The organism is Pedobacter terrae, assembly GCF_036946585.1.
Classification (GTDB): Bacteria; Bacteroidota; Bacteroidia; order Sphingobacteriales; family Sphingobacteriaceae; genus Pedobacter; species Pedobacter terrae_C.
The window spans coordinates 140079-153812 of record NZ_JAQIIV010000005.1 but is presented as its reverse complement, the minus strand read 5'-3'; the positions used below and the strand labels follow the sequence as shown (position 1 = coordinate 153812).

13 protein-coding genes are annotated in these 13734 nt (G+C 38.0%); all 13 read left to right on the top strand.

Translation table 11 applies throughout. The annotated features are described in order from the left end of the window. The first annotated feature begins 9 nt into the window (after positions 1 to 9). The 13 genes from PGN18_RS09685 to rfbA all read left to right on the top strand — a co-directional run bounded on the left by PGN18_RS09685 (position 10) and on the right by rfbA (position 13611). A complete protein-coding gene (locus PGN18_RS09685) occupies positions 10 to 999 on the top strand; it encodes a glycosyltransferase family protein (RefSeq protein WP_335319283.1) in 990 nt (329 codons plus the stop codon). Positions 1000 to 1560: 561 nt separating this feature from the next. Then, the gene (locus PGN18_RS09680) at positions 1561 to 2541 is read left to right on the top strand and encodes a DUF6427 family protein (protein ID WP_335319282.1); all 981 of its coding nucleotides are present in this window, start codon (positions 1561 to 1563) and stop codon (positions 2539 to 2541) included. Positions 2542 to 2694: 153 nt separating this feature from the next. Further along, complete coding sequence (locus PGN18_RS09675) at positions 2695 to 3429, top strand: type III pantothenate kinase (protein ID WP_335319281.1); 735 nt, start codon at positions 2695 to 2697, stop codon at positions 3427 to 3429. Position 3430: 1 nt separating this feature from the next. Continuing rightward, a complete protein-coding gene (locus PGN18_RS09670) occupies positions 3431 to 4723 on the top strand; it encodes an OmpP1/FadL family transporter (RefSeq protein WP_335319280.1) in 1293 nt (430 codons plus the stop codon). Continuing rightward, positions 4723 to 5295, top strand: coding sequence for a hypothetical protein (locus tag PGN18_RS09665; RefSeq protein ID WP_335319279.1), 573 nt, complete (start codon positions 4723 to 4725; stop codon positions 5293 to 5295). The genes PGN18_RS09670 and PGN18_RS09665 overlap by 1 nt, the downstream gene beginning before the upstream one ends. Positions 5296 to 5529: 234 nt before the next feature. Further along, entirely contained in the window at positions 5530 to 7614 is a 2085-nt protein-coding gene (locus PGN18_RS09660; RefSeq protein ID WP_335319278.1) for a peptidylprolyl isomerase, read from the top strand. A gap of 65 nt (positions 7615 to 7679) precedes the next feature. Beyond that, entirely contained in the window at positions 7680 to 8195 is a 516-nt protein-coding gene (locus PGN18_RS09655) for a DUF2480 family protein (RefSeq protein ID WP_335319276.1), read from the top strand. 279 nt (positions 8196 to 8474) lie between these two features. After that, positions 8475 to 9248, top strand: a complete 774-nt coding sequence (locus PGN18_RS09650; protein ID WP_335319491.1) for a DUF3108 domain-containing protein — start codon at positions 8475 to 8477, stop codon at positions 9246 to 9248. Positions 9249 to 9250: 2 nt separating this feature from the next. Next, positions 9251 to 9814, top strand: a complete 564-nt coding sequence (locus PGN18_RS09645; RefSeq protein WP_335319490.1) for a DUF3109 family protein — start codon at positions 9251 to 9253, stop codon at positions 9812 to 9814. Between the two features lie 418 nt (positions 9815 to 10232). Continuing rightward, complete coding sequence (gene rfbB / locus PGN18_RS09640) at positions 10233 to 11285, top strand: dTDP-glucose 4,6-dehydratase (protein ID WP_335319274.1); 1053 nt, start codon at positions 10233 to 10235, stop codon at positions 11283 to 11285. Beyond that, positions 11285 to 11833, top strand: coding sequence for a dTDP-4-dehydrorhamnose 3,5-epimerase (gene rfbC, locus PGN18_RS09635; protein WP_335319273.1), 549 nt, complete (start codon positions 11285 to 11287; stop codon positions 11831 to 11833). Before rfbB ends, rfbC begins: the two co-directional genes overlap by 1 nt. Continuing rightward, a complete protein-coding gene (rfbD, locus tag PGN18_RS09630; RefSeq protein WP_335319272.1) occupies positions 11830 to 12687 on the top strand; it encodes a dTDP-4-dehydrorhamnose reductase in 858 nt (285 codons plus the stop codon). The genes rfbC and rfbD overlap by 4 nt, the downstream gene beginning before the upstream one ends. Before the next feature lie 63 nt (positions 12688 to 12750). Beyond that, entirely contained in the window at positions 12751 to 13611 is an 861-nt protein-coding gene (gene rfbA / locus PGN18_RS09625) for a glucose-1-phosphate thymidylyltransferase RfbA (protein ID WP_335319271.1), read from the top strand. Positions 13612 to 13734 lie beyond the last annotated feature (123 nt).

Sequence of the window (13734 nt, the reverse complement as noted above, 5' to 3'; positions counted from 1 at the left end):
CGGGCATAAATGAAGATACTTTACGCAATTCAGGGAACTGGTAACGGTCATATCAGCAGAGCGAGGGAGATTATTCCTTTGCTTCAAAAATATGGCGAATTGGATATTTTGGTGAGTGGTACGCAGGCCGATGTAAAATTGAGTCAGCCCGTAAAGTACCAATTACATGGTTTCAGTTTTATCTTTGGTAAAAAAGGTGGGGTAGACTATTATAAAACGTGGTTGAATATGAATCTTTTCCGCTTTAGAAAAGATATGAAGCAACTGCCGCTCAAAGAGTACAATTTAATCGTTAATGATTTTGAACCTGTGAGCGCCTGGGCCTGTAAACTGCAGGGCATAGAATGCGTATCGTTAAGTCATCAGGCTGCATTTAAATCGAAAAAAGTACCTCGCCCAAGAACGCTGGATTGGGGCAAACTGATCTTGAGCCGTTACGCACCTACCAAATACCACATCGGCTTTCATTTCGATCGTTATGATAACTTTATTCATACGCCTGTAATCAGGGCAGAAATCCGAAACCTGAAAAACGAAAATTTAGGACATTATACGGTCTATCTTCCGGCAATAGATGATAAACGCCTGGTAAAGCTTTTTAAACAACTCCCAGGTGTTACGTGGCAGGTTTTTTCTAAACACAGCAATGTGGCCTATCAGGAAGGGAATGTTTTTGTAGAGCCGGTTAGTAACGAAAAATTTAATAAAAGTCTGGCTACCTGCGAAGGTTTATTCACGGGTGGTGGTTTTGAAGGACCTGCCGAGGCACTTTATCTAAAGAAAAAACTGTTGGTTGCTCCTATGCGTTTCCAGTTCGAACAGCAGTGTAATGCTTATGCTTTAAAACAATTTGGTTTGCCGGTAATTTGGGGGAGTACCCGTAACTGGTTGCCAATTGTTAAAAACTGGGTTGAAAATCCTCAAAAACACGAGTTTGATTTTCCGGATGAAACCGCCCAGATTATTGATGATATGGTGAAGAAATATGCGAGGGTTTAATTCGTAGTAATAAGTCTACAGTCCTGAGTCGGTAGTCCAAAGTAGATAGACTAATAGTCAAATTAAACGTCATTTCGAGGAGGCTTTTCGGCCAACGAAGCCAGCCTGCTGCCGGCAGGCAATCTTTTATTGCAAGGTGGAATTCTACAGTGGACAATTATGTGCATCTCTATGTTTTGGCTTTTCTGCTTAAGTTTCAGTCGAACTGTACCAAGTACGCTAAACCTGACAGGAGCGGGCATCCCGATTAAGCACCGGTTTGTGTTATAGATTGGTTTGCTTGCTTGTTTCACAGGTTTTTATCGGGATAAAGCGGATGGCAGGGCTACCGGAGCCGAAAAGAACAGAAACCTGCTTTTCAAAAAACTAGATAATTTTTTTTAGCATTTTGCTTTTACCTATTAATCGGTCTTCGACTCCGCTCGGGCTGACAATTTCTTGAACACCCGAACTATACGCTTGGTCTTTCTGCTTTAGCCTTTGAGCTTTAAGCCTTCCGCTTTCATCTTTCTTCTCCTACTCTTAAATTATTTTCTTTACTTTGCCTACTCTTTTAAATGCATGATTAATCAGTTTAGAAAGCTAAATCCCATCAACCTCGTATTCTTGCTGGCATACACGTTCTTTTTACGTATTGCCATTTTTCGGGAAACGCATGATCAGCTGAACTTTGATTTCCTGGAACCCTTTGCGCGTTTACTGATCAACATTGATTTAGATCATGCCTTTACCCCCTATACCAATATTTTTATTGCGGCATTGTTGGTTTACGTGCAAGCCTTAATTTTCAACCGGGTGGTAAACAACCATAATCTATTGGCCAAACCCAGTTTTCTGCCGGGACTGATGTTTATTACCGGTACAAGCTTGTTTATGCCTTTTATGATCCTAAGTCCGGCATTGTTATGCAATTTTTTGTTAATCTGGATCATTGATAAGTTTTTAAAACTGGGCAAAAGTGCAAATTCCATTACTACCATATTTGATATCGGGATGATTATTGGGGCTGGAACATTAATCTACTTCCCTTTTATGGCCATGTTGATGATGATCTTTTTGGCACTATTGCTTTTTAGATCGTTTAATTGGCGAGAATGGATGGCAGGCTTAGTCGGGTTTGTTACAGTATTCTTTTTTTTGGCGGTGTTTTATTACTGGAATGATAATTTAAGCTCATTTTATCAGATTTGGAGGCCACTGGCCAATAAGTTCCCTTCGGTTTTTAAAATCAACTATAATGATTATCTGGTACTCATTCCGGTAACCGTAATTATGATATTGGCATCGCTCCAGCTGCGCGAAAATTTCTTCAGGAGTTTCATCAGTACAAGAAAAAGTTTTCAGCTGTTGTTTTTCATGTTTATTGTTTCTGCAGCTAGTTTTTACCTGAAGCCCGATTTCAGGACCTGGCATTTTTTACTTTGCGTACCTCCAGGATCGGTATTGTTAGCCTACTATTTCAGCAATGCCAAAAAGCGTTGGTTTTACGAAACATTGTTCGTTTTATTTGTGCTTTCGATACAGTATTTTCTTTTTGTTTAACCTTTTTTAACAAATAACTAGAATGAAACTTAACAAAGATTAATAGCTTTGTAGATGATTTTGGAATTAAAGCTTTTTTGGTTTTAATTAAGATGGATAAAAAATGGTCATTGGAATTGCTAAGAACATATCAGTTGCAGCGGGAGATTTTAAATGCGTAGTTTAACCATTGATATTGGAAATTCTGCGGTTAAGGTGGGTGTTTTTGCAGATAAAGAAATTGTTCACCATCAGCGTTTCAATAAGATTGGAATACTAGATCTTGCGCAGTTGATCGAGAAATTTTCGCCAGCTAAATCTATTATTAGTAGTGTTAACCAGGAAATCGGGCCATTAGAAGTATTTTTAAAAAAACATACCGAATATATCCGTTTTTCAACCCTATTAACGAATGGTGTGCAAACCAGATATAAAACACCAGTCACCCTTGGGTTAGATAGATGGGCAGCTATTTTGGGTGCCAATGGCTTACATCCAGCAAATGCAAGTTTAGTGGTTGATGCGGGTACCTGTATCACTTACGATGTTTTAAGTAGCTCGAAGGAATATTTTGGAGGCGGTATAAGCCCGGGTATTAATATGCGTTTTAAGGCTGTGCACGAATTTACCGGTCGCCTGCCATTGATAGACTGGGACGAGCGGGAGAATATACCGGACGGGAGCGACACTTTATCGGCGATAAAAAACGGTGTTTTACAAGGGATAATAAATGAAATTGAAGGCTTTATTGCCCTAAATAATAAAAAAGAAAGTGCTCTGAAGGTAATTATAACAGGTGGAGATGCTAATTTTTTGTATAAACAATTACAAAACAGCATCTTTGCGCCTCAAATTATAAAAGATCCTTACTTAGTGTTAAAAGGATTAAATGAAGCTATTGCAGATTAAAATGTACAAAAGAATAAATTATATTGCAGCCATATTCGTTCTCGTTTGTGGTTTAAATGCTCAGGCACAGGTTACCACTTCATCACCATATTCCAGATATGGACTTGGAAATATAAAAGGATCTTTATTGCCCCAGTTTAGGGCAATGGGCGGAATCTCTACCGCAGTAAGCAAGGTTACCGGCTTCAATAACATCAATATGCAGAATCCGGCATCATATGCAGGTATTTCGCTAACCACTATTGATATTGGTATGAGTGCAAGTGTAACGAATCTGACCCGCAACAATTTAACCGAATCAAGTTTTAATTCTACTTTTAGTCACCTGGCCTTTGCCGCTCCTGTTACCAGAAGATCGGCATTGAGTTTTGGTATTTTACCTTATTCTGATCTGGGTTATAACTACAGGAATACGGTTAAAGTTGATACTACAACCTTAAATCAGCTATATGAAGGAGAGGGTGGTTTATCAAAAGCTTATTTAGGCTATGGTTACCGTTTTGGCGATCACTTAAGGATTGGTGGTAACCTGGAATACATTTTCGGAAATCTTCAAACCAGCCGCGCTACAGAATTTAACAGTGTAGGCTCTTATAATGCAAAACTTCAGACCAAAAACAGTGTTGCAGGATTAAGTTACTCTTATGGTATCCAGTATGATTTCACTTTAGGCAAGAAAACGATAGTTACCCTGGGTTACTCCGGAAGCACTTCTGGAAAAGTAAACTCTACACTAACTTCTTATGCTACGCTTTATACCAGAGATCAGGATGGAAATGAAAGTACCGCAGCTGATACCTTAAATACGGTAAATAAAGGAAAATCTAACCTTACTTTACCCTTAACGCACAATTTTGGGATTGCTATCCAACAGAATGATAAATGGTTAATCGGTGCCGATTTTAGAATGGGAAAATGGTCTAAAACCAGTATCAATGATGTAAATCAAGGTTTGCAGGATAGCTGGGGAGCATCTTTGGGTGGACAGTGGACACCTGATGCATTTTCTTACAACAGTTATATGAAACGGATAGATTACCGCATTGGTTTCAATTATGATAAAACGTATATCAAAATCGGCAATCAGGATATTAAACAAATGGGCGCATCTTTAGGTTTTGGTTTCCCGTTACCTACTGCTAATGGTGGTAATGCATTTTATAAAATTAATTTTACAACAGAACTTGGCCAACGGGGAACGTTGAATAATAACCTGGTTAAAGAACAGTATATTAATTTCCATTTGGGTTTTACCTTGAACGATACCTGGTTCCGTAAGTACCGAGTAGATTAATGAAATTGAAAGCATTTTTATATGGTCTGTTTCTGGTATTGCCTTTTTTTCTGGCTTCCTGTGGAGACGACGATCTAAAAAAAGCAGATGCTGTTTCGATCAATAAGACCATTCTTTCCCGCGACCGGACTTTAGGAGTAGATATTATTTATAGCGATTCTGCAAGGATCAAAGCAAAAGGAGTTGCCCCGATACTGGATAAGGTTACACCTGCTAATGGAAGCACTTATCAGGAAATGATCAAAGGGGTTAACATCGATTTTTATAACCCTAATGGCTCCATTGATGGAAACCTCGTTTGCGATTATGCGATTAGGAGGGATAATGAGCTCAAAACCGAATTCCGGAAAAATGTAGTCGTGAAAAGCAGTAAGGGCGATACTTTCTCCTCCCAGGAATTAATTTGGGACGAATCGAAGAAGATTTTCTATTCCAACCAACGTGTATATGTGAAGGGAATTGATGGAAGCGTGGGCGAAGGGATAAATTTCAAAGCACCACAGGATTTTAGCACGTACGAAATGGATAGCGGAAATGGTGAATTGAATATGAAAGAGGGCGTTGCGCCGTAAAAGAATGTAATAGGTGGGATGTGAGATGGATGAGGTGGTGGAAAACCATCAACATATCTATAAATCCAAAGCTTATTTTCACTCCCATATTCCGTCTTATTTCATCCATTTTTACCTCTTCCATCCCCTTAGTAATTAGGTGCTTGATAAATAAAATTTTGTGTTTTCTTTTTTAAGGCAAATTTGTATCTTGCGCCCTCTTAAAAAAGAACTAAATAAATTATATAATACAATATGGGATTAATGACATTTTTGCGCAACCGTGCAGGCTATATTCTGGTCTTTGCAATCGGTTTTGCAATTGTTGCATTTTTAGTAGGTGATGCAATTAACGTGGGTAAACCTTTTTGGTCGGCAAATCAAAAAGTGGTAGGAACTATTGATGGTAATGATATCAATATCGATGAGTTCGGACCAAAGGTTGATCAGGGTGTAAACCAGATGAAACAACAATATGGCGGTAGCGCCAATGCACAGATGACCGCTATGGCTGTTGATCAGGCATGGAACTCCGAGTTGGCAAAAGTTTTGTTAACTAAAGAGTATGATCGTTTAGGCTTAACCATATCGGAAGACGAATTGCTGGATTTGTTACAAGGTCAAAATCCTAGCCCGTTGATCAAACAATATTTTTCTAATCCACAAACCGGGCAGTTAGACCGTGCTACCCTGATGAACTTTTTGAAATCGAAAGAACCTCAGGCATTGCAGCAATCTAACATGTTACAGGAGGAGATTAAAAACCAGGCCTTACAAACCAAATATTCTAACTTAATCCGTAATTCGGTTTATGTAACATCATTGGAAGCTACAGATGAATATAACAACCGTAACAAACTGGCCAATTTTAAATATGTAAGTTTAGATTATGCTTCAATTCCTGATAAATCAGTTAAATTAACTGATGCTGATTATTCGGAATATTATGATCAGAACAAAGCGCGTTTTAACAATCCGCAGGAAACACGTGCTTTTGAGTATGTTACTTTCAGTATCAGCCCAAATAAAGCAGATTCATTGGCCATTAAAGCTCAGGTAGATAAAATTGCTGCTGATTTTCAGGTGGCTAAAAATGATTCACTTTTTGCAGCGATCAATTCAGACGTAAAGGTTCCTTTCACTTATATTACAAAAGGTAAATTGGATCCGGCAGTTGATTCAGCCGTATTTTCTTTACCTGCAGGCAGCTTCTATGGACCGAAATTAAGTGGTAACTCATACAAAATTGTAAAGGTAGTGGCTACCCGTATTTCTCCTGATTCGGTAAAAGCAAGTCATATCTTAATCGATCCAGCTAAAGTTGGCGGCGAAGATAAAGCACTTAAATTAGCTGATTCGTTAAAAGGATTAATTTTAAAAGGTGGCAATTTTGCGGAACTGGCTAAAAATTATAGTGTAGACGGTTCAAAAGATAAAGGTGGCGAGTTGGGTACTTTTGCACGTGGTGCGATGGTGCCTGAATTTGAAAATGCTGCTTTTGATGGTAAAACCGGAGATATTAAAGTAGTAAAATCGCAATTCGGTTACCATGTTATTAAAATCGAAAAACAGATCGGTTCTTCTAAAGTGGCTAAATTGGCCTATGTAGAAAAAGCATTGGCAGCAAGTAGCAAAACCCAGGCAGCAGCTTACAAAGCTGCAAGTAGTTTCTTAACGGATGTAAAAGGTAACGATTTCAGTAAACTTGCAACTCAAAAGGGATTAAAAGTAGGCGTAGCCGATAAAGTTACCGCAACACAAGGATTTGCAGCAGGTTTAGATAACCCACGTAAACTGATTCAAGATGCTTACGCGGCAGATAAAGGTGATGTTTTACCTGAAATTTATACCATGAGCAATGCTTATGTGGTAGCACGTTTAACCAACATCAGTCCAAAAGGTATTTTATCTTTAGCTGATGTGAAGAAAGAAATTGAACCAATGGTACTCAACGCAGTTAAAGCAAAACAACTGAAAGAGAAATTAGCTAACGCAGGTAAAGGAAGTATCGATCAGGTAGCGGCTAAAGTTGCCCGTCCGGTTAATCCAGTGCAGAATGTGGTATTTGCCAATCCTGTAATTCCAGGTGTTGCACAAGAAAATGCATTGGTAGGTAGTGTGTTCGGTTCACAGCCGGGCAAATTGTCTGCTCCTGTTCAGGGTGAGCGTGGTGTTTATGTATTTACCGTTGATGGATTTACAAACCCTGCTCCAATCGCAAACATGTTTAAACAAAAAGAAAGCATGTTGTTAAGTTTGGGTCAGCGTTCATTAGGATCAGCTTTCCAGGCTTTACAGGATAATGCCAAGATAAAAGACAATCGTGTGAAATTCTATTAATTAGAAAATACGTAATTTTGTAACCGTTCCAACGATCAGTCGGAACGGTTTTTTTATTTAAGGTCATGGAAATTCAGGAAAACATCATCAATAAAGTTGCCAATAGTGGTTTAATTACTTTGAACCTTGAAGATTTTTATCATAAGGGCGAACGGGTTGTATATGATATTGTAGATAATCTGTTTCACGGCTTAATGTTAAGGGAGAAAGATTTTCGGGCATTTATAAAGGATCACGATTGGGCGCAGTATCAGGATAAGAATGTGGCAATTACCTGTTCTGCAGATGCCATTGTGCCAACATGGGCCTATATGCTGTTGGCTAATAAACTAAAGCCCTATGCAAACGAAGTGGTTTTTGGCGATTTAAATACTTTGGAAGCGGTTTTGTTTACCAAGGCATTGGCTAAAATCAATCCCCAGGATTATGCAAATGAACGTGTGGTGGTAAAAGGATGTGGTGATATTGAAGTGCCGGTTGCTGCCTACGTAGAAGTGACCAATCTGCTTACTCCAGTTGTGAAAAGTATTATGTTTGGTGAGCCATGCTCTACGGTGCCTGTGTATAAAAGAAAAGATTAAATTTTAAGCCCCTAGCCTTGAGCGATCGTCATGCTGAATTTATTTCAGCATCTTTTATTCAAAACAGACCCTGAAATGAATTCAGGGTGACGACTCTAAGCTCATATATCAGAGTTGTGTTTCAAACGGGATATTATTAATCGATCTCTTGTTCGTGAGCATGAATATAAGAAAGATTAAACTTTGGTTGGCTTTTTGTATATCTTCATAAAGGAAAAATTTAACCATACTATTAAAAATGGTTTTTCCTCATAACACACAGAAATGAGTACAAAAGCAATGAAAACATTATTGATTACAATTACAGCCGGCCTATGTAGTCTCTTCACCATGGCTCAGGAACTTCCATTGAAGAAAGAAGCTGTATTTCAGGAAGGTGAAGTTTTACAATATAAACTAAGGTATGGGTTTATTACCGCGGCAGAAGCCACGATTAAGGTAACTAATTCTGATTTAAAGTTTGATAATAAACCAACATACAAACTTACGGTCGATGCGCAGACGTCTGGTACATTTGATATTTTTTATAAAATAAGAGATCATTACGACTCTTACATTGATAAAAATGATCTTTTACCTTATTTCTATCAGGAAAATATACGTGAGGCCAGCTATAAACGACAGGATAAGGCGCGTTTTAATCAGGATGGAAAAAAAGTAGTTTCTAATAGAGGTACCTTCAATACACCAACCAAACAGACCTTTGACCTCGTTTCAGCTTATTATTTTGCCAGGAGCCTGGATATGAGCAAAATCAAGGTTGGAGATAAGTTTAAACTGAACTATTTCTTAGGTGATGAAATTTCAGCCTTAGAGGTAGAGTATATCGGTAAAGAAACGGTAAAGAGTAAATTAGGTAATATCCGCTGTTTGAAGTTCAGCCCTTCTATCAAGCCTGGGCGTATCTTCAAAAAAGATAGCCGGTTATACCTCTGGGTAACCGATGATGGAAACCGGGTGCCGGTGAAAGCTCAGGTTGAAATATTGGTTGGTGCAGTTACAATGGAATTAAAATCGGCCAATGGGCTCAAATATGCTTTAGCAAAAGAATAATGATGATAGAAGTTGAACAGGTGCTGGTGCACGAAGATGTATTGAAGGAAAACTTTGTTTGTAATTTAAGCAAATGTAAAGGAATCTGCTGTGTGGAAGGTGATTCAGGAGCACCTTTAGATCATGATGAAAAAGCGGTGCTGGAGGAGATTTATCCCAAAATAAAACACTTGTTAAACGAAAAAGGTATTAAAGCCATTGAAGAACAAGGAGTTTATGTAGTGGATGAAGATGGTGACCTGACCACCCCTTGTGTAGATAAAAATAAAGAATGTGCTTATGTATTGTTTGAAGGCGGCATTACCAAATGTGCGATTGAAAAAGCATATGAACAAGGCATTGTAGACTGGCAAAAGCCAATTTCCTGCCACTTGTACCCAATTCGCATTACCAAATATCCAGAATTTGAAGTGTTGAACTACGATCGTTGGCATATATGCCATGATGCCTGTACATTTGGCCGCGAACTTAAGGTTCCGGTATACAGTTTTCTAAAAGGGCCGCTGATCAGGAAATATGGTGAAGAGTGGTATAAGGAATTGGAAAGTTCGGTGGCAGCGCTGTGAGTTATTGATGGTTTGTATTTGATTTATAATATTATCTTCATCTTTATGGTTTGTTTAATCTAGTAAAACTTACCTCCATACTGAAAAATTTAGCTATTTACCTGTATTTCTTTCATGTTGAAGTTATATTTAGTTGAGGTTTTGCCTTGCCATATTATTTTTTTGTTAAAAAATTAACATGATAATAAGTTTTGAATCATAATTTGCCAACAATTTACACTTGTGAAGAAGTCAAAACCGGTTTAATTTCGTTAGTGTTTATAGAAATTGACTTAAAAAGCAATAACTAAATAATATTTTAAACAATTCGTTAGACAGTAATTGATTTTTAGCAATGCAGAAGTTAATAATCCAAAATTAAATTGTTTATTGTTTAAAAAACATTTAATTTAGCCCGACTGTAAAATCATTTAATAACGTGAAGAAAATCTTAATTACTGGTGGTGCGGGCTTCATTGGCTCCCATGTAGTTCGCCGTTTTGTTAATAACTATCCTCAATACGAAATCGTCAATTTAGATAAACTTACTTATGCAGGTAATTTGGCTAACTTAACTGATATTGAAAATAAACCTAATTATAGATTTGTAAAAGAAGATATTGCGGATGCTACTGCAATGTTTGAGCTGTTTAAAGCCGAAAATTTCGATGCCGTAATTCACCTTGCAGCGGAGAGCCATGTAGACCGTTCTATTTCTGATCCAACCGCTTTTGTAATCACCAATGTAATCGGGACTGTGAATTTATTAAATGCTGCCCGTGAATATTGGAAAGGTGATTATGACAAAAAGCGTTTTTATCATGTAAGTACAGATGAAGTTTATGGTGCTTTAGGTGAAGAAGGCATGTTTACTGAAACTACAGCTTACGATCCACATAGTCCATATTCTGCATCAAAGGCCAGCTCTGACCACTTTGTAAGGGCCTATCACGATACTTATGGCATGGATTGTGTAATTTCTAATTGCTCAAACAACTATGGGTCTCATCATTTTCCTGAAAAGTTGATTCCATTAGCGATCAATAATATTAAAAATAACAAACCTGTGCCTGTTTATGGTAAGGGTGAAAATGTACGTGATTGGTTATGGGTAGAAGATCACGCCCGGGCAATCGATGTAATTTTTCATAATTCGAAAACAGGAGATACCTATAATATCGGCGGGCATAACGAGTGGAAAAACATCGATCTGATCAATCTGCTTTGTACCATTATGGATCAGAAACTGGGTCGTGAAGCGGGTGAATCTGCTAAATTGATCACTTATGTAACTGACCGTGCTGGCCATGATCTACGTTATGCTATTGATTCTACCAAACTGCAAAAAGAATTAGATTGGGTACCAAGCTTACAATTTGAAGAAGGGTTGGCTAAAACTGTTGACTGGTATCTTCAAAATGAAGAGTGGTTAAACAATGTTACTTCTGGTAACTATCAATCTTATTATGAACAACAGTACAGCGGTAAATAATGGAAATTGAACAAACAGGATTAAAAGACTGCCTGATCATTAAACCAAGGGTATTTGAAGATGCCAGAGGATATTTTTTTGAAAGTTTTAATCAAAATACCTTTGAAGAAAAGACTGGTTTATCAGGAAAATTTGTTCAGGATAATCAATCCTACTCTTCTTATGGGGTTATCCGTGGTTTGCACGCGCAAACGGGTGAATTTGCCCAGGCCAAACTCGTTCGTGTAACCAAGGGTGAGGTATTGGATGTTGCGGTAGATGTACGTCCCGGTTCCCCAACATACGGTAAACATATTGCCGTGCGTTTAAGTGCAGAAAATAAATTACAGTTGTATATCCCAAGAGGATTCGTACATGGTTTTTCGGTATTAAGCGAAACTGCTGAGTTTTTATATAAATGTGATAACTTTTTCAATAAAGCTTCAGAAACCGGCGTTATTTATAACGATTCGGATTTGAATATCAATTGGTTAATCCCTGAAGAAGATCAAGCTGTTTCTGATAAGGATTTGCTACTGAAACCATTTGCCGAACTACAACATATATGAGTAAAATATTAGTAATTGGTGCCGGCGGGCAGTTGGGCCAGTGTTTAAAGGTGGTTGCAGAGCGAAGAGGAATTACAGAAATTGTTTTTCCGGCCGAGCAGGATGCCAATATTTTAAATGAAAGTGGTTTAGATGAGCTTTTAACAAAAGAACAGCCGGAATTTGTAATCAATTGTGCAGCTTATACTGCTGTTGATAAAGCAGAAGACGAAGTTGATCTTTCCAAAGCGATTAATGAAACTGGTGCTGCCTATCTCGCTTCAGCCTGCCTGGCAAACGGTGCTACGTTAATTCATGTTTCTACAGATTTCGTTTTCGAAGGAAATGAAGTGAAACTGTTAAAGGAAGATGATGAAGCAAAACCAATCAATGTTTATGGCGTGACCAAACTTGACGGTGAGTTAGCAGTAAAAGCCAAACTACCCGCTCATTTTATCATTCGTACCAGCTGGCTGTATTCTGAGTATGCAAACAACTTTGTGAAAACCATGCTTAAACTTGGCGCAGAACGTGATGAACTGAATATCATTGCTGATCAGGTGGGCACGCCTACTTATGCTATTGATCTGGCCAATGCTATCTATGATATTATTGAATCTGGACAAGCTACCTACGGCGTTTATCACTATAGCAATGAAGGCGTAACGTCATGGTTCGACTTTGCAAAGGCTATTTTTGACGTAAGTCAAACCAATGTTAAAGTCAATCCTATTCCTGGATCTGCTTATCCTACTAAGGCTTTGCGCCCGGCATTTTCAGTTATGGATAAAACTAAAATTAAAGAAACCTTTAATATCGAAATTCCTTATTGGAGAGATAGCCTGGTAGCGTGTATAAAACAAATTAATAAATAGAAGTAATACAGATGTTAAGGTAAGGGCCTTAATCTAAATTCTTAAATCTCAAATCTAATACGAATGAAAGGTATAATCTTAGCTGGTGGTAGTGGAACGCGTTTGCATCCTTTAACTTTGGCTTGTAGTAAACAAATGATGCCGGTTTATGATAAACCGATGATTTATTATCCTTTATCTACACTGATGTTAGCAGGGATAAAAGAAATCTTAATTATCTCTACTCCACATGATCTCCCAAATTTTGAGAAGTTATTAGGTGATGGATCGAATTTAGGCTGTAAATTTAGTTATGCTGTACAGGCCGAACCTAATGGTTTAGCTCAGGCTTTTGTTATTGGCGAGGAATTTATCGGTACTGATAAAGTGGCTTTGGTTCTGGGTGATAATATTTTTCATGGCGATGGTATGGCAAAATTATTACAGGCCAGTTCTGATCCAGATGGGGGTGTGGTATTTGCTTACCAGGTATCAGATCCAGAACGCTATGGCGTAGTAGAGTTTGATGCAGAAAAAAAGGCCATCTCTATTGAAGAAAAACCTGTTCAGCCTAAATCGGATTATGCCGTACCTGGCTTATATTTTTATGATAATGAGGTTGTTCAAATTGCAAAAAATGTTAAGCCCTCTCCACGTGGTGAATATGAAATTACTGATGTGAACAAAGTTTACCTTGAGCGTGGCAAATTAAAAGTTGGCGTACTAAGCCGTGGAACGGCCTGGTTAGACACCGGAACTTTCACCTCATTAATGCAAGCAGGGCAATTTGTTCAAATTATTGAAGAACGCCAAGGCTTGAAAATAGGATGTATTGAAGAGATCGCCTATCGTATGGGCTTTATTGATGCGGAGCAGCTTAAGGCTATTGCCACTCCACTGGTAAAAAGTGGTTATGGCAGTTATCTTTTAAAACAAATCAAATAATTGATTTAAAAATATAACCTTATAAATCGCCGGTAAATGCAATGTCATTTATCGGCGATTTTATTTTATAAGCTTTGTTGTCTGGTGCTAAAAGTATCGCTTAGTGGGCAATAAAAAGTTTAT

Coding starts and splice junctions, on each gene's coding strand:
- PGN18_RS09680 (WP_335319282.1), top strand. CDS start 1,561: ATGATTAATCAGTTTAGAAAGCTAAATCCCATCAACCTCGTATTCTTG.
- PGN18_RS09675 (WP_335319281.1), top strand. CDS start 2,695: ATGCGTAGTTTAACCATTGATATTGGAAATTCTGCGGTTAAGGTGGGT.
- PGN18_RS09665 (WP_335319279.1), top strand. CDS start 4,723: ATGAAATTGAAAGCATTTTTATATGGTCTGTTTCTGGTATTGCCTTTT.
- PGN18_RS09655 (WP_335319276.1), top strand. CDS start 7,680: ATGGAAATTCAGGAAAACATCATCAATAAAGTTGCCAATAGTGGTTTA.
- rfbD (WP_335319272.1), top strand. CDS start 11,830: ATGAGTAAAATATTAGTAATTGGTGCCGGCGGGCAGTTGGGCCAGTGT.
- PGN18_RS09660 (WP_335319278.1), top strand. CDS start 5,530: ATGGGATTAATGACATTTTTGCGCAACCGTGCAGGCTATATTCTGGTC.
- PGN18_RS09685 (WP_335319283.1), top strand. CDS start 10: ATGAAGATACTTTACGCAATTCAGGGAACTGGTAACGGTCATATCAGC.
- PGN18_RS09670 (WP_335319280.1), top strand. CDS start 3,431: ATGTACAAAAGAATAAATTATATTGCAGCCATATTCGTTCTCGTTTGT.
- rfbC (WP_335319273.1), top strand. CDS start 11,285: ATGGAAATTGAACAAACAGGATTAAAAGACTGCCTGATCATTAAACCA.
- PGN18_RS09650 (WP_335319491.1), top strand. CDS start 8,475: ATGAAAACATTATTGATTACAATTACAGCCGGCCTATGTAGTCTCTTC.
- rfbA (WP_335319271.1), top strand. CDS start 12,751: ATGAAAGGTATAATCTTAGCTGGTGGTAGTGGAACGCGTTTGCATCCT.
- PGN18_RS09645 (WP_335319490.1), top strand. CDS start 9,251: ATGATAGAAGTTGAACAGGTGCTGGTGCACGAAGATGTATTGAAGGAA.